Raw genomic sequence first — 18031 nt, forward strand, 5'->3', positions numbered from 1 at the left:
ACCTCAGTGGACGGGGTGCATGGTGCGCTTGAGCCAGGGAGCGGCGGCGATGACGGCCACACCGGCCGCGACCGCGATAGCGCCATTGACACCGAAGTAGGCGGGGTTGGAGACCTCGCCGTAGAGCTTCACGATCTGTGCCTGGATGCCGTTGGCGAGGGCCAGCGACAGGAACCACAGCGCCATCGTCTGGCTGGCGAACGCCTTGGGGGCGAGCTTGGTGGTGGCGGACATGCCGGAGGTCTCCAGCAGGATGTCGCCGAGGCCGAGCAGCAGGTAGGAGCCGACGATCCACCAGGCGGCCATCCTGTACGTGTCGTCGGCGTGGCCGGAGGTCGGAATGACCATCAGGAGGAACGACAGCCCTCCGAGGATCACACCGATGGCGATCTTGTTCGAGGCGTGCGGCTGGCGCGGCCCCATCCGGGCCCAGACGGCGGCCACGACGGGGGCCAGCGCGACCTCGAAGGCGCCCAGCGCGGAGGCGTACCAGCTCGCCGGGAAGTGGAAGCCGAAGATCTCCGTACGGGCGTTCGTCGATGCGAGCAGCATCATCGTCGAGTACGCCTGGAAGAGGATGAAGTTGAAGACGACGGAGGCGAGGAAGAGCACGACGTACGGCCGGAGCCTGCCCCGCTCCTCCGGGGTGACCCGGGGGCTCCTGAACATCACGACGAAGTACACGACGGGTGCGATCACCGAGACGAGGGTGAGCACGTCGACGAACCGGTCCATCGTGAGCCAGCCGGCCAGGGCCAGGGCCGTCGCCACCAGGGCGGCCGCGACGACGCCGGCCGCGATGGTCAGCACGGCCCTGCGCATCGGGCCGGGGGCGAGGGCGTACTCCGCCGCGTGCTTTCGCCCGGCCAGGTGACGCCGGCCCGCGACGTACTGGATCAGGCCCAGCGTCATGCCGACCGCGGCGGCCGAGAAGCCCCAGTGCCAGCTCGCGTGCTCGCCGAGCCATCCGGTGACCAGGGGGCCGGCGAAGGCGCCGATGTTGATGCCCATGTAGTAGAGCGCGAAGCCGGCGTCGCGGCGCTGGTCCTCCGTGCGGTAGAGCTTGCCGACCATCGAGGCGACATTGGGCTTGAGTAGACCCGTACCCGCGCTGATCAGGCCCAGGCCCACCCAGGTCATCGTGGCGGTGGGCACGGCCATGGCGTAGTGGCCGCAGGCGATGAGGATGCCGCCGTAGAGGACGGCACGGTACGAACCGAGGATCCGGTCCGCCAGCCACCCGCCGGCGACGGACACGAGGTAGACGAGGGTTCCGTAGGCGGCGGACACGGAGGCAGCGGTGCCCGGGTCCATGCCCATGCCGCCGTCGGAGACCTTGTCGGCGAAGAAGAGAACCAGGATGGCCTGCATCCCGAGGAACGAGAAACGCTCCCAGACCTCCAGCCCGGACAGGGTCATCAGACCCCGTGGCTGGCCGAAGAAGGCGTGATCGTCTTCGGGCGGTGGCTGGGCCGGTTCGGTACCGGTCGCGGTGTGGGACAAAACGACAACTCCTGATCGTATGAGCTGATGTCGAACATACCGGCGGTGGCGGGAAGGCGCCCACGGTGATCCAAAGGGGACCGGATACGCTGAGTTGAGTGAGGACAGCGACACATCGACAATCCGTGTGATCGTCAGCAGACAGGAGATCCCCTCGTGACCGTCGTCGGGCCGTTCGGACTGAGCGTGCGGGACCAGGCTCTTGAGGCCGATGTCCAGGCCGGTTTGGCCGCTGTCGAGGCGGGGCTGCTGGATGCCACCAAGAGCGAGGTCCCGTTCATCACGGAGGCCGCGCAGCACCTCGTCAGCGCGGGGGGCAAGCGCTTCCGGCCGCTCCTGGTGATGCTCGCGTCCCAGTTCGGTGACCCCGACGCGCCGGGCGTGGTCCCCGCCGCCGTGGTCGTCGAGCTGACGCACCTGGCGACGCTGTACCACGACGACGTGATGGACGAGGCGGACGTACGCCGCGGGGTGGAGAGCGCCAACACCCGCTGGGGGAACTCCGTGGCCGTGCTGACGGGCGACTTCCTCTTCGCGCGCGCCTCGCACATCCTGGCCGACCTCGGGCCGGAGGCCGTCCGCATCCAGGCGGAGGCCTTCGAACGCCTGGTCACCGGGCAGATCCTGGAGACCGCGGGCCCGCGCGACGGGCGCGACCCCGTCGACCACTACATGGACGTACTGGGCGGCAAGACCGGCTCGCTGGTCGCCGTCTCCGGCCGGTTCGGCGCCCTGATGGCAGGGGCCGACGAGTCGGTCGTCGACATCCTCACCCAGTACGGCGAACGCCTCGGCATCGCTTTCCAGCTGGCCGACGACGTCCTGGACATCGCCTCCGACTCCCACGAGTCTGGCAAGACGCCCGGCACCGACCTGCGCGAGGGGATCCCCACCCTGCCGGTGCTCCACCTGCGCGCGCGGGCGGCGGCCGAGGGCCGTCCGGAGGACAAGGAGCTCGTGGAGCTGCTGGACGGCGACCTCTCCGACGACGCCCGGCTCGCGGAGGCGCTGCGCGGCCTGCGCGCCCACCCGGCTCTCGAGCAGGCGCGGCGCGACACCGTCCGCTACGCGCAGGAGGCCCGGGCGACGCTGGCACCGCTGCCCGAGTGCTACGCGAAGGCCGCGCTGGAAGAACTGTGCGACGCCGTGGTGCACCGCGCCGGCTGACCCGTACGGGCCCGCGGACCGGCAAGGGCTCCGCGGACCCCTAAGGGCTCGGCGGACCGCGTGGTCCCCGGGTCATCCCGGAGAGGTACGCACAGTTGCTCCCGAGGGCTGACGCTTGTGTCCGCCCGATTTGGTCAGATGGATAACAACCACTCCTGACCACATCGGGTGAGAATGGCGGCGGGGAGTGGACACGTGCAACGGGATGGCAGCCGCCGACCACGGAGGTAGAGCACACATGGCACCGAACGACAGCGCAATGACCAACGGCGAGGCCACGGGCACTGTCGTGGGCCGCCGGAAGGCGGCACGCTACATCGTCCCGTTCGCGGTGGCGGGAGTGGCGGCGGCGACGATCGGGCTCGTCCCGGCGCTCGCGGACTCCGGCGACCCCGAGCTGCCGGAGATCACCGCCCAGGAGCTCATCGAGAAGATCGCCGCGTCGGACCAGGAGCAGCTCTCCGGCACGGTGAAGGTCACCACGGACCTCGGCATCCCTTCGCTCGGCGGGCTCGCGGGCTCCTTCGCGCCGGGCGCCGCATCGGGACCGGGGGAGTCCAGTGCGTCCCCCGACGCCAAGCTGATGGAGCTGGCCTCCGGCACGCACACGCTGCGGGTCGCGGTCGACGGCCCCGACAAGCAGCGCCTCTCGATCCTCGGCGAGGGCTCCGAGTACAGCCTCGTCCACAACGGGGACGACGTCTGGGGATACGACAGCGAGAGCAACGAGGTCTACCACGCGAAGTCCGACGGGAGCGGGAAGGCCGAGGAGCACAAGGCGCCCAAGGGCGTTCCGGCCACTCCGAAGGAGCTCGCCGAGGAGGCACTCGCCGCAGTCGGCGACACCACCTCCGTCACCGTCGACGGCACGGCGCAGGTGGCGGGACGCGATGCCTACAAGCTGCTGATCAAGCCGAAGCAGTCCGGTTCGACGATCGGTTCCGTCACGGTCGCGGTGGACGCCTCGACGGGCGTACCGCTGAAGTTCACCCTGGCCCCGAGCAGTGGCGGCAAGGCGGCGGTCGACGCCGGCTTCACCGCCGTCGACTTCGCGAAGCCGGACGCCTCCTCCTTCTCCTTCACCCCGCCCAAGGGCGCGAAGGTGACCGAGGCCGACGAGCTGAAGGACGAGGCGGAGAAGAAGGGTGCGGCGGACAAGGTCCGGAAGGACCTGACCGCACTGGAGGACTTCAAGGGCCTGAACGTCATCGGCGAGGGCTGGAACGCCGTCGCCGAGATCGAGGTCCCGGGCGGCGCGGGGCTGCCGGCCCAGGGCTCCGGCGACGTGCCCGCGCAGGCGCAGCAGTTCATGGAAGCGCTGGGCGACAAGGTCACCGGCGACTTCGGCTCGGGCACGGTCTTCAAGACGCGCCTGGTCAACGCGCTGCTGACGGACGACGGCAAGGTCTACGTCGGCGCGGTCACGAAGGACGCGCTGGTGAAGGCGGCCGACACCGCCAAGTAGGACGCACCGCACGCCCCGCCCCGTCGTACGCTCCGTACGGCGGGGCGGTTCGTGCGACAGGGCGGCCCGTGCGGGGCTGATGCTGCGGCGGGCGTGCCAGGGCGGCCCGTGCGAGGGCTGATGGCGTGGCGGGGCGGACACAGGCGGCAGGACGCGGGCGCCGGACGACGCGGGCGCCGGACACGGCGGGACGGGACCGGGAGTGCGCATGACCGACACAGTGGCCGCGACGGCGGAGCGGGAGACGGGGCCGGGGCCCGGCACCGTGATCGAGACCCGCGGGCTCACCAAGCGCTACCGGGGCGGGCAGCTGGCCGTCGACGGGCTCGACCTCGCCGTCCCCGCCGGAAGCGTCTTCGGCTTCCTGGGGCCCAACGGCTCCGGCAAGACCACCACGATCCGGATGCTGATGGGGCTCATCGCCCCGACCTCCGGCACCGCACACGTCCTGGGCCGCCCCGTGCCGACCGCCGCCCGCACGGTGCTCCCGCAGGTCGGCGCGCTCATCGAGGGGCCCGCGCTGTACGGGTTCCTGACAGGCCGTGCCAATCTCGTGCGCTTCGACTCCGCCGATCCGACGGCTGATCCGCGCACCCGGCGCGCTCGGGTGGAGAGCGCCCTGGACCGGGTCGGGCTCGCCGGCGCGGCCGGCAAGAAGGCCAAGGCGTACTCACTCGGGATGAAGCAGCGCCTCGGGCTCGCCGCAGCGCTTCTCCAGCCGCGCAGCCTGCTCGTGCTGGACGAACCGACCAACGGCCTCGACCCGCAGGGCATGCGCGAGATCCGCTCGCTCGTACGGGAGCTGGCGGCCGAGGGCACCACCGTCTTCCTCTCCTCCCACCTGCTCGACGAGATCGAACAGGTCTGTACCCACGCGGCGGTGATGGCCCGCGGCCGGCTCGTCGTCCAGGGCCCGGTCTCCGCGCTCGCCGCGGGCGCCCGTGGCCGGCTGACCGTGACCACCCCCGACCCCGGTGAAGCGGCCCGCGTCCTCGCCGCACACGGGGCGACCGGCCTGGTGACCGACGGGGACCGGGTGAGCGCCGAGGCACCGCCGGGCGAGGTGGAACTCGCGGACCTCAACGCCGCCCTGGTGCGCGGTGGAGTCCGCGTACGCGCCTTCGGCGTCGAACGGGCCTCGCTGGAGGACGCCTTCGTCGCACTCACCGGAGAGGGATTCGATGTCACAGGCTGAACTCACGGCGGGCCCCGCCGTCCGCGCACCCCGCCGGCTGTGGGCCCTGGGGATCCTCCGCTCCGAGCTGACCACCACATTCCGCCGGTGGCGCACCGTGGCCCTGCTCGGTGTGCTGGCGGCCGTGCCCGTCCTCATCGGGATCGCCGTCCGCATCGAGACGGGTGACGGCTCGGAGGGCGGGCCGGGTGGCGGCGGAGGCGGCCCCGCCTTCCTCTCCCAGGTCACCAACAACGGGCTGTTCCTGGTCTTCGCGGCGCTCTCCGCGACGCTTCCCGTCTTCCTCCCGATGGCCGTCGGCGTCATCGCGGGGGACTCCGTCGCGGGCGAGGCGAGCGGCGGCACCCTGCGCTACCTGCTGGTCGCGCCGGCGGGCCGCACCCGGTTGCTGCTCGCGAAGTACGCGTCGGTGCTGGTCTTCTGCCTGGTCGCCACCCTGGTCGTGGCGGTATCGGCGCTCGCGGCCGGGGCCCTGCTCTTCCCCGTCGGGGAGGTCACGACGATCTCGGGGACCCGGATCGGCTTCGGTGAAGGACTTCTGCGGGCCGGACTGATCGCGGTCGCCGTGGCGGTGTCCCTCGTCGGCTTCGCGGCACTGGGACTCTTCATCTCGACGCTCACCGACAGCGGGATCGCGGCGATGGCCGCCACGGTCGGGGTGCTGATCACCGCGCAGATCCTGGACACCATGCCGCAGCTCGACGGGATCCATCCGTATCTCTTCCCGCACTACTGGCTGTCCTTCACGGACCTGCTGCGTGACCCGGTCTACTGGGACGAGATGGTCAGGAACCTGGGCCTGCAGGCGGTGTACGCGGCGGTGTTCGGCTCCGCGGCCTGGGCGCGCTTCACGACGAAGGACATCAGCGTCTGAGGGGCCCGGGCAAGGACCGTCCGTACCGTCGGCCGGTCGAGCCGTCCCCCGATCGGCTCGTCGCGGCACGAACGGCACGAACGGTGCGCTGCACGGAACGTCACGACACGGTACGTTCCGTTTCCAGCCTCGTCATTGTTCGACTTTTGGCGACGACCTGTCAATAAGCGGTGGGCGGAATCCCCCTATGCTCACCGAATGATCACATCGCCGAGTTCCCTGCGCCGCAGCGAGAGGTCACGACGGGCGACGCTGGACGCCGCCCTGGAGCTCTGTACGGAGAAGGGGTACGGCCGGGTCACCGTCGAGGCGATCGCGGCTCGCGCCGGCGTGAGCAAGAAGACGATCTACCGGTGGTGGCCGTCGAAGGGCGCGGTGATGCTGGAGGCGTTCGCCGAGGTGTTCGTCGGCTCGACCCCGTTCGTCGACACCGGTGACGTGGCAGCCGATCTGCGCTCGCACATCAACGGCGCGGTGAGGCTGGTCTCCACGCCGCCCTACGGTCCGGCCTACGCGGGGATCCTGTCGGAGATGCATCACGACGACGACCTCGCGCGTGCCGTACTCGAACAGCTGGTCCAGCCCCGCGTCGCGGCCGCCGTCGGACGCCTGCGGCGCGCCCAGGAGCAGGGGCAGATCCCGGCGGGCGCCGACCTGCCGCTCGCGGTGGAGCTGCTCTACGGCCCCGTCTACTACCGCCATGTGCTGCGGAAGCCGGCCCAGGACGAGGCCACGGTCGCCGCGCTGGTGTCCCATGTCCTGCGGTCCCTGGCCGCCGGCGACGACAGCGCTCCGACGGCCGGCGGGAGCGGCACCCCCGCCGGGGGCGGCGGCGCGGCACCGGGCGGGCCCCCCGCCGGGGGTGGCGGCGCGGTGCCGGGCGACGCCCCCGCCGCGGGGCGCGTCAGCTGAAGAACTCCTTCGCCCTGGCCGTGGCGCCGGTGTCGGACAGCACGTCGCCGGGCTTGCTGCCGTTGCCCAGAAGTACCCCGCCCCACCGCATCCCCAGGTAGCGCGCCGAATTCCGCAGGGTTCCGACGAGGGGCTCGGCGACCGCCGGGTCGGCGTCCGCGAGCGCGGTGACACCCCACAGGGTCTTTCCGGCCATCCGCCGCTGGAAGTCGGTCCCGGGCGTCTCCAGCCAGCCCGACCAGTGGTCCAGGTACCGCTTGGCGGAGGTGGAGACCGCGTACCAGTACAGCGGTGAGGCGACGACCACGTCGGTGGCGGCGAGCGTCGCTTCCAGCAGGGTCGCGGCATGCCCCGTGGGGGCGGTGTGGCCGTCCGTGTGCCGCCGGTCCTCGAAGTCGGGCAGCGGGAGCTCCCGCAGGTCCAGCCACCGCTGTTCCGTGCCGGCCGGAAGCTGTTCGGCCGCGAGCCGGGCGAGCGTCTCGGTGTTGCCGTCGGCACGGCTGCTGCCGAGGAGGAAGAGGAAACCGCGTGTGGCCATGGAGTGCCCCCAAATGAATGCGTACGACTTTTACCGGCGTACGCATCATATGCATGTGCATGGAGTTGGGGGGAGTGTTCTCCCAATCCCGTGCACTCGGGCAGCCGTGTGTTCTCAGGCGAAGAGCCGCTCGAGGACCACCGCCACACCGTCCCGGGTGTTCGAGAGTGTGATCTCGTCGGCCGCGGCCCGCAGCTCCGCGTGCGCGTCGGCCATGGCCACCCGGTGGCCCGTGAGGCGGAACATCGGCAGGTCGTTGGGCATGTCGCCGAACGCCACCGCACCGGCGAGGTCGCGGCCCAGCAGCCCGGCGGCCAGGGAGATCCCGGTGCCCTTGTCCACTCCGTAGGGTGCCAGCTCCACCGTTCCGGGGCCCGCCATCGAGACGGACGCCAGATCGCCCACCGCCCCACGGGCGGCCGCTGCCAGCTGGTCGTCCGTCAGCTCCGGGTGGCGTATCAGCACCTTGATGACCGGCGCCGCCCACAGGTCCGCGCGGCGCCCGGCCCGCTGCGCGGGGAGGGAGGGGTGCGGCATGCGGTAGCCCGGTTCGATCAGGGTCCGGCCGGCGGCGCCGTCCTGGTCCACCGCGGCGAACACCTGCCCCACCTCGGCCTCGATCTTGCCCAGCGCGGTGTCGGCCAGTTCCCGGTCCAGCGTCACCGAGCTCAGCATGCGGGCCGAGCCGGCGTCGTACACCTGTGCGCCCTGACCGCAGACCGCGAGGCCGGTGTAGCCGAGGTCCGCGAGCAGGGCGCGTATGCCGGGCACCGGCCGGCCGGTGACGATCAGGTGCTGCGCGCCGGCCGAGGCGGCACGGGTGAGCGCCGCGCGGGAGCGGGCGCTCACGGTGTCGTCCGGGCGCAGCAGCGTGCCGTCCAGGTCGGTGGCGACAAGGGTGTAAGAGGCGGGTGGCGTGAACATGGGGTTAGCCTAGAGAGATCGCCCTCTCCTCGTACGCCGCTGACCTGCGCGGACGGTCGGCTCCGTCAGTGGACGCAGAACTCGTTGCCCTCCGGGTCGAGGAGCACCTGCCACGACCCGGAGGGTTGCTCGACGACCCGCAGCACGCTCGCGCCGAGCCCCACCAGCCGTTCCACCTCGGTGTCGCGCTGCCCGGGGGCCGTGTGGACGTCCAGGTGGAGGCGGTTCTTCACCGTCTTGGGCTCCGGTACGCGCTGGAAGAGGAGCCGGCGCCCGAGCCCCGTCCCGCTCTTCTCCTCGTACGGATCGTCCGGATGACGCACCGCGGCGAGATCGCGCCAGGCGCGTCGCCCGTGCGGTTCGACCGTGGCGGTCTCGGGCACCGCCCCGGCGCCGAGCAGCTCCTCGATCAGGGCGCTGTTGTCCTCGACGAGATAGCCGAGGGTCTCGGCCCAGAAGTCGGCCTGGGCGTGCGGTTCGGTGGCGTCGATGACGACCTTCCAGTGCAGTGTCATGCAAACCGTTTGTACTGGTTACATGAATGGTGGGGCAACGGGCACGCCGGAACCCGGGCTGTTTCTCCGTACGCCGCGCGGGCGGGAGTTCTGGTGCGGTGGGGGGAGAGCCGGCTCCCGCACGGGCTGCGGCTCGTCGTCGCCGAGACGGATCTGGACCGCGCCCGTCGCTGCGGGGGCGCGCTCTGGCGGATGACGGCGGCCCGGGCGCGTGGTGACGAGCTCGCCGGCGGCGACCCGGACGTGGTGAACGCCTCGGCGGCCGTGCCCCCGCTGGGGGCGGCCATGACGCCGACCGGAGTGCCGGACCTCAGCGGGCCGGGCAGGTGACGCAGACGTGCCCGCCGCAGGCCGTCAGCAGCTCCCCGGCCGCCGCGCTCACCTCCGGATCGCCGTCCGCCGCCAGCCGCTCGGCCGTGGCCCGGCCCGCGAGGACGGCCAGATGTGCGTCCCTGGTCCACTCCGGGTGGTGCGCATGACCGCGGGCGAGGATCGTTCCCAGCAGGCCGAGCACCCCGGCGCGGTCCTTCACGGTGTCCATGGCGGCGAGCTCCCACAGGAACGGCACCGTGGCGGCCGTCGCGTCGAACACGGCCATGGCGCCTATCCACCGCCCCAGATCGCTCAGCGCGTCGTCGGCCGACTCGCTGTCGCCCCAGGCGATCCGCGACAGCATCCCGGGGACCTGGGAGGCGGAGCCCTGGGCATGGCGCAGCTCATGCCACTGAACGTGCCTCATGTCCTTCAGGATCGTCCCCATCGGGGCACTCAATCAGCCTTTACGAGCGCCGTCCACCATGCCTGCCCCACGCATCGGATCCGGCTCCCGCACCCCGTCCAGCACCTCCAGGTACCGCCGCGCCGCGCAGCGCCGGTGACTACTTCGTGGCCGGGGCTTCCGCGTCCGGGGCGGAGACGCAAGCCGTCCCGATGGGTGCCGTGGCCTCTGCCGCCCGCACGGCCAGGCGCAGCGCCTCCGCCCTCGTGCGCCGTGCCGTGCGCAGTGCGTCCCAGGTCAGGAGCATCAGTGCCACCCAGACAAGCGCGAAGCCGGCCCACCGCTCGGGCGGCATCGCCTCGTGGAAGTAGAGGATGCCCAGCGCGAACTGGAACACGGGCGCCAGATACTGCAGCAGGCCCAGGACGGACAGCGGCACCCGGATCGCCGCGGCACCGAAGCAGACGAGCGGGATCGCGGTGACGAGCCCGGTCGCGGCGAGGAGGAAACCGTGCCCCGCGCCCCCGGCCAGGAACGTCGCGTCGCCGCTCGCCCCGAGCCACAGCAGGAAGCCGAGCGCGGGCACGAACAGCACGGCGGTCTCGGCGGCCAGGGACTCCAGGCCGCCCATGTTGACCTTCTTCTTCACCAGGCCGTACGTCGCGAACGAGAACGCCAGCACCAGCGAGACCCACGGAGGCTGGCCGTAACCGATGGCCAGCACGAGCACCGCGGCGAAGCCGGTCGCCACCGCGGTCCACTGCACCGGCCTCAGCCGCTCACCGAGCAGTAGGACGCCCATGGCGATCGTGACCAGTGGATTGATGAAGTAGCCGAGGGACGCCTCGACGACGTGGCCGTTGTTGACGGACCAGATGTAGAGGCCCCAGTTGACGGAGATGACGGTCGCGGCGATCGCGATCAGCCCCAGCCGCCGGGGCTGCCGTATCAGCTCACCGATCCACGCCCAGCGGCGCAGGAACAGCAGGGCGATGCCCACGACGCCCAGCGACCACACCATCCGGTGAGCGAGGATCTCCACCGCTCCCGACGGCTCCAGCAGCGGCCAGAAGAGGGGCACGAGGCCCCACATCCCGTACGCGCCGATTCCGTACAGCAGGCCTGCCCGCTGTTCGTTCTTCCCCTTCACGGGCCCTCCCGGCACTCCGGTCGGCTGTCGGCCGACTGGACGACGGTAACGCCGGAAGAGCCCTCTGTCATTGCCGTCTCACGGAAACGCTCGTGACAGGCGCCGAGGGGCCTGTTCAGACGGTGGCGACCGCCGCGGCGACCGTCTCGGCCAGGGGGGTGGTCGGCCGGCCGATCAGGCGGGCCAGGTCCCCGCTCGTCCCGGCGAGGAGGCCCCGCGCGATGGCCTCGTCCACGTCGACGAGGATCGCGGCGAAGGGGCCGGGTACCCCGGCTCCGACCAGGATCTCCTGGTGCACCGATGCGGGAACGTTCCTGTAGGCGATCTCCTTGCCGGTCGCGGCGGCGACCACGGCCGCGTACTCGGCCAGGGACCAGGCCACGTCGCCGCTCAGCTCGTACACCGCGCCGAGGTGCCCCTCGCCGGTCAGTACGGCGGCGGCGGCGTCCGCGTAGTCGGCCCGCGTGGCGGAGGCGACTCGTCCGTCGCCCGCGTTGGCGACGACCGCGCCGTGCTCCAGGACCGGGGCCAGGTTCGCGGTGTAGTTCTCGGTGTACCAGCCGTTGCGCAGGAAGGTGTGGGGGAGCCCGGAGTCGAGGATCAGCTGTTCGGTGACCTTGTGCTCGTCGGCCAGCCGGAAGTCCGCGTCGGGGCCGCCCAGTACGCCGGTGTACGCGAGCTGCGCGACACCCGCCGCCTTCGCGGCGTCGATCAGAGCGCTGTGCTGCGGAACGCGCCTGCCGACCTCGTTGGCCGAGATCAGCAGCACGCGGTCACCGGCCCGGAAGGCGCCGGTGAGGGTTTCGGGGCGGTCGTAGTCGGCGATGCGGAGCTCGACGCCCCGGGCGGCGAGCGGGGCGGCCTTCTCCTTGTCGCGGACGACGGCGGCGACCGACTCCGCCGGGACCGTGGCGAGCAGCCGCTCGACGACGAGACGGCCGAGTTCGCCGGTTGCTCCGGTGACGACGATGCTCATGGGTTTCCTCCTGTGCGCTGATCCTGGACGGGTCTTCGCACTCACTGTAGGAGGTGCGCTTTCCTAACGAAAGTACCCACTTTGAAGTAAGGTACTGGCATGAGCGTAAGCGGGATCAGAACTCCGGACGTCAACCAGCCGATGTGCCCCTCCCGGCTGGTGCTGGAGCACGTCACCAGCCGCTGGGGGGTGCTGGTGCTGGCGGCACTGCTGGAGCGTTCGTACCGCTTCAGCGAGCTGCGCCGCACCGTGGGCGGCGTCAGCGAGAAGATGCTGGCCCAGACCCTGCAGACGCTGGAACGCGACGGCTTCGTGCACCGGGACGCCAAGCCGGTGATTCCGCCGCGGGTGGACTACTCGCTCACCCCGCTCGGCAGGGAGGCCGCCGACCAGGTCTGGGCGCTGGCCCGGTGGTCCGAGCGGCAGCTGGACGAGGTCGAGTCGGCCCGCGCGGCATACGACGAGGCCCGGAGCCGGCCGGCTCCGGGCCTCGTGGGACAGGGCTGAGGCGGATCAGCCGACCACGGTCCACGTGTCGTTGCCGGCCAGCAGGTTGCTCAGGTCGCCCTTGCCGTGCTGCTCGATCGCGGCATCCAGCTGGTCGGACATGAGGGCGTCGTAGACCGGGCGCTCCACGCTCCGCAGGACGCCGATCGGCGTGTGGTGCAGGGTGTCCGCGTCCGCCAGCCGGGACAGCGCGAACGCCGTCGTGGGGCTCGGGTTGTGGGCGTCGTGGACGAGGATCTGCGACTGGTTCTCCTCGGTGACGGTGACGACACCCAGATCACCGGTGAGGGGATCGCGGACGACGCCCTTGGAGCCTTCGGAGCCGAAGCGGATCGGCTTGCCGTGTTCGAGGCGGATCACCGCCTCCTCGGCCCTCTCCTTGTCCTTGAGCACCTCGAAGGCGCCGTCGTTGAAGATGTTGCAGTTCTGGTAGATCTCCACCAGTGCGGTGCCGGGGTGGTCGGCGGCCGCGCGCAGCACGCTCGTGAGGTGCTTCCGGTCGGAGTCGACGGTGCGGGCGACGAAGGAGGCCTCCGCGCCCAGAGCGAGGGAGACCGGGTTGAAGGGGGCGTCGAGCGACCCCATCGGCGTCGACTTGGTGATCTTGCCGACCTCGGACGTGGGGCTGTACTGCCCCTTGGTGAGCCCGTAGATCCGGTTGTTGAACAGCAGGATCTTGAGGTTCACGTTGCGGCGCAGGGCGTGGATGAGGTGGTTCCCGCCGATGGACAGCGCGTCGCCGTCACCGGTGACGACCCAGACGGACAGGTCGCGGCGGGAGGTGGCCAAGCCCGTCGCGATGGAGGGGGCGCGGCCGTGGATGGAGTGCATCCCGTAGGTGTTCATGTAGTACGGGAAGCGGGACGAGCAGCCGATGCCGGAGACGAAGGTGATGTTCTCCTTGGCCAGCCCCAGTTCGGGCATGAAGCCCTGTACGGCCGCGAGGACCGCGTAGTCACCGCAGCCCGGGCACCAGCGCACCTCCTGGTCGGACTTGAAGTCCTTCATGGACTGCTTGCCCTCGGCCTTGGGCACCAGCTGGAGGAGTTCGTTGGCGTTGGCTTCAGGCACCGTTGGCCTCCTTGAGGGCTGTGGCGAGCTGCTCGGCCTTGAAGGGCATTCCGTTGACCTGGTTGTAACTCTGCGCGTCCACGAGGTACTTGGCCCTCAGCAGCAGGGCGAGCTGACCGAGGTTCATCTCCGGGACCACGACCTTGTCGTAACGCCTCAGCACCTCACCGAGATTCCGCGGGAACGGGTTGAGGTGACGCAGATGGGCCTGGGCGATGGTCTCGCCGGCCGCGCGGAGCCGCCGCACCGCCGCCGTGATCGGCCCGTACGTCGAACCCCAGCCCAGGACCAGGGTCGTCGCACCGGCCGGGTCGTCGACCTCCAGGTCCGGGACCTGGATGCCGTCGACCTTCGCCTGACGGGTGCGGACCATGAAGTCGTGGTTGGCCGGATCGTAGGAGATGTTCCCCGACCCGTCCTGCTTCTCGATCCCGCCGATCCGGTGCTCGAGCCCCGGGGTCCCCGGTACGGCCCAGGGGCGGGCCAGCGTCTCCGGATCCCGCTTGTACGGCCAGAAGACCTCGGTGCCGTCCGCGAGTTCGTGGTTCGGCCCGGTCGCGAACCGTGTCCGCAGGTCCGGCAGGCTGTCGGTCTCGGGGATCCGCCACGGCTCGGAGCCGTTCGCGAGGTAGCCGTCCGAGAGAAGGAAGACCGGAGTCCGGTAGGTCAGCGCGATCCGGGCGGCCTCCAGTGCCGCGTCGAAGCAGTCCGCCGGCGTCTTCGGCGCCACGATCGGCACCGGCGCCTCACCGTTGCGCCCGTACATGGCCTGGAGCAGGTCGGCCTGCTCCGTCTTGGTCGGCAGCCCGGTGGACGGCCCGCCGCGCTGGATGTCGATGATCAGCAGCGGCAGCTCCAGCGACACCGCCAGGCCGATCGTCTCCGACTTCAGCGCCACACCCGGGCCCGAGGTGGTGGTCACGCCCAGCGACCCGCCGAACGACGCACCCAGCGCCGCCCCGATCCCGGCGATCTCGTCCTCCGCCTGGAACGTCCGTACGCCGAAGTTCTTGTGCTTGCTGAGCTCGTGCAGGATGTCGGACGCCGGAGTGATCGGATACGAACCCAGATAGACCGGCAGATCAGCCTGGCGGCCCGCCGCGATCAGCCCGTACGACAGGGCCAGGTTTCCCGAGATATTGCGGTACGTTCCCGTCGGGAAAGCCTGGGACGCGGGCGCGACCTCGTACGAGACCGCGAAATCCTCTGTCGTCTCACCGAAATTCCAGCCCGCGCGGAACGCCGCCACATTCGCCTCGGCGATGGCCGGCTTCTTGGCGAACTTCGACCGGAGGAATGTCTCCGTCCCCTCGGTCGGACGGTTGTACATCCAGGACAACAGTCCGAGCGCGAACATATTCTTCGACCGCTCGGCCTCCTTGCGGGAAAGCCCGAACTCCTTCAAAGCCTCGATCGTCAAGGTCGTCAACGGCACCGGATGCACGTTGTACGCCTCGAGCGAGCCGTCCTCCAGAGGAGATTCGGCGTAACCGACTTTCGCCATCGGCCGCTTGGTGAACTCATCCGTGTTCACAATGATGTCCGCGCCGCGCGGCACATCGGCGATATTCGCCTTCAGGGCGGCGGGATTCATCGCCACCAGAACATTGGGTGCGTCGCCCGGTGTCAGGATGTCGTGGTCCGCGAAATGCAGCTGGAACGACGACACCCCCGGCAGCGTGCCGGCAGGCGCCCGGATCTCGGCCGGGAAGTTGGGCAGGGTCGACAGGTCGTTGCCGAACGACGCCGTCTCCGACGTGAACCGGTCACCCGTCAACTGCATGCCGTCACCCGAGTCACCCGCGAAACGGATGATCACCCGGTCCAGACGGCGGATTTCCTTCTCGGCGGCCCCCGAACGGACGAGCTGCGGGGCGCGCTGTTCCCCGACGACAGCCTCGCTGGCCTCATCGGACTTTCCGGCTGGGCTACTGACCTGGCTGGTCACTGAACTGGACCTCCCTCGGGGCGGCGGCTCGGGACCGGCCGGCCCGCCGGCGGTCCAGGCCCCACCCTACTTCTGTAAGGGTCGCCTTCCTCGGACCGGTCATATGGTGGACGCGTTTCAGGACGTGAATGCGTCACGCTTTGCCATATTGTCCGGACCCCTCGATCACTGGATGAACCCCCTCATGCTCATCCTTTCGTCCCGGGCCTGGGGTTTCGCCTGACGGCGGGTGGATCATCCAGGCATTGGGTAGATCATCGCGTTGTCACGAGTTCAGATAAGTGAGAACGGCGAGAACGCGGCGGTGATCCCCGTCACTGGGTGACAGGCCGAGTTTCAGGAAGATGTTGCTGACGTGCTTCTCCACGGCTCCGTCGCTGACCACCAGCTGCCGGGCGACGGCTGAATTCGTACGTCCCTCGGCCATGAGACCGAGCACCTCCCGCTCGCGCGGCGTGAGGCCCGCCAGCACGTCCTGCTTGCGGCTCCGGCCCAGCAGCTGTGCCACCACCTCGGGGTCCAGGGCGGTCCCGCCCCGTGCCACCCGCACCACGGCGTCCACGAACTCCCGGACCTCGGCGACGCGGTCCTTCAGCAGATAGCCCACCCCGCGGCTGCTGCCGGCCAGCAGTTCGGTGGCGTACTGCTCCTCGACGTACTGCGAGAGCACCAGCACCCCGATGTCCGGATAGTCCTTGCGCAGCCGTACCGCCGCCCGCACGCCCTCATCGGTGTGGGTCGGTGGCATCCGCACGTCGGCGACCACCACGTCCGGCAGCGCGTCCTGCCCCGCGAGGTCGTGCACGGTCTTGATCAGCGCCTCGGCGTCCCCCACCCCCGCGACGACGTCATGCCCGAGATCGGTCAGCAGCCGGGTGAGCCCCTCCCGGAGCAGCACCGAGTCCTCGGCGATGACGACCCGCACTCTTTCCTCCACGACGTTGTGTCCCCCACTGTCGGTGTTCCGTGTGTACGCCGCTGTCGCGCGCCGCTCTGTGTGTCCAGCATTCCAGCATCGGCACCGCCATGGGCCCCACACCAGCGGTTCCGGTGCCACCGGACGCGCGACGGTGCCCCGGCCGCCGTGACGGCGGCCGGGGCACTGCGGACGTGGATCCTGTACGGAGCCGGAGTCTCAGCCCCGCCAGGGCAGCTCGGCCGTGACCGTCGTCGGTCCGCCGGCGGGGGAGTCGACGACGAGGATGCCGTCGACCGCGTCCAGCCGCTCCGTCAGGCCGGCGAGACCGCTCCCCCCCGCCACACCGGCCCCACCGCGCCCGTCGTCGGTGACCTGGAGCATGAGCCGGTCCTCCGCCCGCCACACGTCGACCGAGGCACGGGTGGCGCGGGCGTGCTTGCTGACGTTCTGGAGGAGCTCGGAGACCGTGAAGTACGCGATGCCCTCGATGGCCTGCGCGGGCCGTGACTCCAGGTCCACCACGACCTTCACGGGGACGGTGCAGCGGGAGGCGATGGCGGAGAGCGCGGCGTCGAGGCCGCGGTCGGTGAGGACGGCGGGGTGGATGCCGCGGGCGAGGTCGCGGAACCCTGGTGGCCAGCCGGGAAGGGCCGAGCAGACCCAGGACCATCACCCGGTCCACGGACACCAGACCACGGATGATCCACGGGGTGACCAGGACGAGAGCCAGGCCGAGCCCGCTGGTGACCGCGACCTCGAAGGTGGAGTCGAGGTAGACCTGGTGCGTGCTGTCGCCGTACAGCTGGATGCCGTCCACACCCACGTACGCCGGGAAGACCCAGCGCCACAGCGGATAGGTGAACGCTGCCCAGCCGTAGGCCCAGAACGTCACCGCGACGGTGAACGCGAACGTCGCCCACGGCATGTGCAGCACCGCGTAGAGCAGATGCCGCCAGGACACCCCGCTCTTCAGGACCGCGCCGACCCAGGACATCAGGCCACCCTTCCCGCGCACCGGCGCGGGGTCCGCGACGTCGAGCCGCAGCAGCCCGCGCGCCCGGCCCCGCTCCACGGCCCCGAAACCGCGGCACATGGCCAGGCCGGCGGCGAGTACCGGAATGCCGAGGAAGGTGATCAGCATGCCCAGCCCCAGCGACACCATGGTGACCGCGAAGCTGAACAGAACCACGCTGATGGGCAGGCTCAGGAGCAGGTAGCCCAGCTCACGCCACGTACGCGCCTCGAACGGCGCGCGCAGCGCCGCGGGGAGGAAGTGCTTCGCCGGGGGGTAGCCCCCCGACCCGGTGCCGGGCCTCAGGTGGTCCCGCGTGTCCGGTCCGTATGCCGTGGCCATCAGTGGCGTCCGTCCGTTTCTTCCGAGCGGGTGAGTCCCGCGGGTTCTCCGAGCGGGTGCGTCCCGCGAATGTGTCCGAGCGGGTGCGTCCCGCGAGCCGGTACAGCGGCTGGTACCCCAAGACTGCTGTGCCGGGAGCCGCGGCACCATGAGGACGGTCTCCGTATCCGGCGGGGGGTTTTCCCCACCACGGAAGTGCGGTCCCGCCCGACGGCCGCTCCCTCACCGACGCGGCGTCGCGCGGCGCGAGGCCCGCGGCGAGCAGCCACGAGGTGGCCGCCCTGCCCGAGGCCCG

16 protein-coding genes and 2 pseudogenes are annotated in these 18031 nt (G+C 70.8%); 7 read left to right on the forward strand and 11 right to left on the reverse strand.

Features of this window, described 5'->3' with window-relative positions:
• Positions 1-3: 3 nt before the first annotated feature.
• Positions 4-1503, reverse strand: a complete 1500-nt coding sequence (locus OO67_RS04900) for a peptide MFS transporter (RefSeq protein WP_033297541.1) — start codon at positions 1501-1503, stop codon at positions 4-6.
• A gap of 156 nt (positions 1504-1659) precedes the next feature.
• On the opposite strand from OO67_RS04900, the gene OO67_RS04905 reads away from it, so the two are divergent.
• From OO67_RS04905 to OO67_RS04925, 5 genes and pseudogenes are all read left to right on the forward strand, one after another.
• Positions 1660-2670 carry a polyprenyl synthetase family protein gene (locus OO67_RS04905; protein WP_033297542.1) on the forward strand — a complete coding sequence of 337 codons (1011 nt, stop codon included), beginning with the start codon at positions 1660-1662 and terminating at the stop codon, positions 2668-2670.
• A gap of 238 nt (positions 2671-2908) precedes the next feature.
• The gene (locus OO67_RS04910) at positions 2909-4135 is read left to right on the forward strand and encodes a LolA family protein (protein ID WP_033297543.1); all 1227 of its coding nucleotides are present in this window, start codon (positions 2909-2911) and stop codon (positions 4133-4135) included.
• A gap of 208 nt (positions 4136-4343) precedes the next feature.
• Entirely contained in the window at positions 4344-5330 is a 987-nt protein-coding gene (locus OO67_RS04915) for an ABC transporter ATP-binding protein (RefSeq protein ID WP_033297544.1), read from the forward strand.
• A complete protein-coding gene (locus OO67_RS04920) occupies positions 5317-6204 on the forward strand; it encodes an ABC transporter permease (protein ID WP_033297545.1) in 888 nt (295 codons plus the stop codon). The genes OO67_RS04915 and OO67_RS04920 overlap by 14 nt, the downstream gene beginning before the upstream one ends.
• Positions 6205-6402: 198 nt before the next feature.
• A pseudogene (locus OO67_RS04925) lies at positions 6403-6981 on the forward strand (TetR/AcrR family transcriptional regulator); the annotation flags it as partial.
• A 127-nt stretch (positions 6982-7108) separates the two neighbouring features.
• Here OO67_RS04925 and OO67_RS04930 read toward each other — a convergent pair.
• The 3 genes from OO67_RS04930 to OO67_RS04940 all read right to left on the reverse strand — a co-directional run bounded on the left by OO67_RS04930 (position 7109) and on the right by OO67_RS04940 (position 9093).
• Positions 7109-7654, reverse strand: a complete 546-nt coding sequence (locus tag OO67_RS04930) for a flavodoxin family protein (RefSeq protein WP_033297547.1) — start codon at positions 7652-7654, stop codon at positions 7109-7111.
• A 114-nt stretch (positions 7655-7768) separates the two neighbouring features.
• Positions 7769-8578 (reverse strand): HAD family hydrolase, encoded by an 810-nt coding sequence (locus tag OO67_RS04935; RefSeq protein WP_033297548.1) that lies wholly within the window; start codon positions 8576-8578, stop codon positions 7769-7771.
• 65 nt (positions 8579-8643) lie between these two features.
• The gene (locus OO67_RS04940) at positions 8644-9093 is read right to left on the reverse strand and encodes a VOC family protein (RefSeq protein ID WP_033297549.1); all 450 of its coding nucleotides are present in this window, start codon (positions 9091-9093) and stop codon (positions 8644-8646) included.
• A 93-nt stretch (positions 9094-9186) separates the two neighbouring features.
• On the opposite strand from OO67_RS04940, the gene OO67_RS04945 reads away from it, so the two are divergent.
• The gene (locus OO67_RS04945; RefSeq protein WP_051709129.1) at positions 9187-9423 is read left to right on the forward strand and encodes an ABATE domain-containing protein; all 237 of its coding nucleotides are present in this window, start codon (positions 9187-9189) and stop codon (positions 9421-9423) included.
• Here the strand turns inward: OO67_RS04945 and OO67_RS04950 are convergent.
• The 3 genes from OO67_RS04950 to OO67_RS04960 form a co-directional block, all read right to left on the reverse strand.
• Positions 9404-9853 (reverse strand): hypothetical protein, encoded by a 450-nt coding sequence (locus OO67_RS04950; RefSeq protein ID WP_033297550.1) that lies wholly within the window; start codon positions 9851-9853, stop codon positions 9404-9406. The two genes, OO67_RS04945 and OO67_RS04950, sit on opposite strands and share 20 nt — an antisense overlap.
• Positions 9854-9971: 118 nt before the next feature.
• Complete coding sequence (gene rarD / locus OO67_RS04955) at positions 9972-10961, reverse strand: EamA family transporter RarD (protein WP_033297551.1); 990 nt, start codon at positions 10959-10961, stop codon at positions 9972-9974.
• 115 nt (positions 10962-11076) lie between these two features.
• Positions 11077-11937, reverse strand: coding sequence for an SDR family oxidoreductase (locus OO67_RS04960; protein WP_033297552.1), 861 nt, complete (start codon positions 11935-11937; stop codon positions 11077-11079).
• Between the two features lie 99 nt (positions 11938-12036).
• Here OO67_RS04960 and OO67_RS04965 point away from each other — a divergent pair, with 99 nt between their 5' ends.
• The gene (locus tag OO67_RS04965) at positions 12037-12444 is read left to right on the forward strand and encodes a winged helix-turn-helix transcriptional regulator (protein ID WP_033297553.1); all 408 of its coding nucleotides are present in this window, start codon (positions 12037-12039) and stop codon (positions 12442-12444) included.
• Positions 12445-12450: 6 nt separating this feature from the next.
• Here OO67_RS04965 and OO67_RS04970 read toward each other — a convergent pair whose 3' ends face one another.
• The 4 genes and pseudogenes from OO67_RS04970 to OO67_RS04985 form a co-directional block, all read right to left on the reverse strand.
• Entirely contained in the window at positions 12451-13452 is a 1002-nt protein-coding gene (locus OO67_RS04970; RefSeq protein WP_244300083.1) for a 2-oxoacid:ferredoxin oxidoreductase subunit beta, read from the reverse strand.
• 55 nt (positions 13453-13507) lie between these two features.
• On the reverse strand, positions 13508-15463 hold the full coding sequence (locus OO67_RS04975) for a 2-oxoacid:acceptor oxidoreductase subunit alpha (RefSeq protein WP_033297555.1): 1956 nt from the start codon (positions 15461-15463) through the stop codon (positions 13508-13510).
• Positions 15464-15728: 265 nt separating this feature from the next.
• Positions 15729-16388 (reverse strand): response regulator transcription factor, encoded by a 660-nt coding sequence (locus tag OO67_RS04980; RefSeq protein WP_033297556.1) that lies wholly within the window; start codon positions 16386-16388, stop codon positions 15729-15731.
• A 210-nt stretch (positions 16389-16598) separates the two neighbouring features.
• Positions 16599-17736, reverse strand: a pseudogene (locus tag OO67_RS04985) (sensor histidine kinase).
• Between the last annotated feature and the right edge of the window lie 295 nt (positions 17737-18031).

The organism is Streptomyces atroolivaceus (assembly GCF_000717025.1).
In the GTDB taxonomy this organism is placed as follows: Bacteria; Actinomycetota; Actinomycetes; order Streptomycetales; family Streptomycetaceae; genus Streptomyces; species Streptomyces atroolivaceus.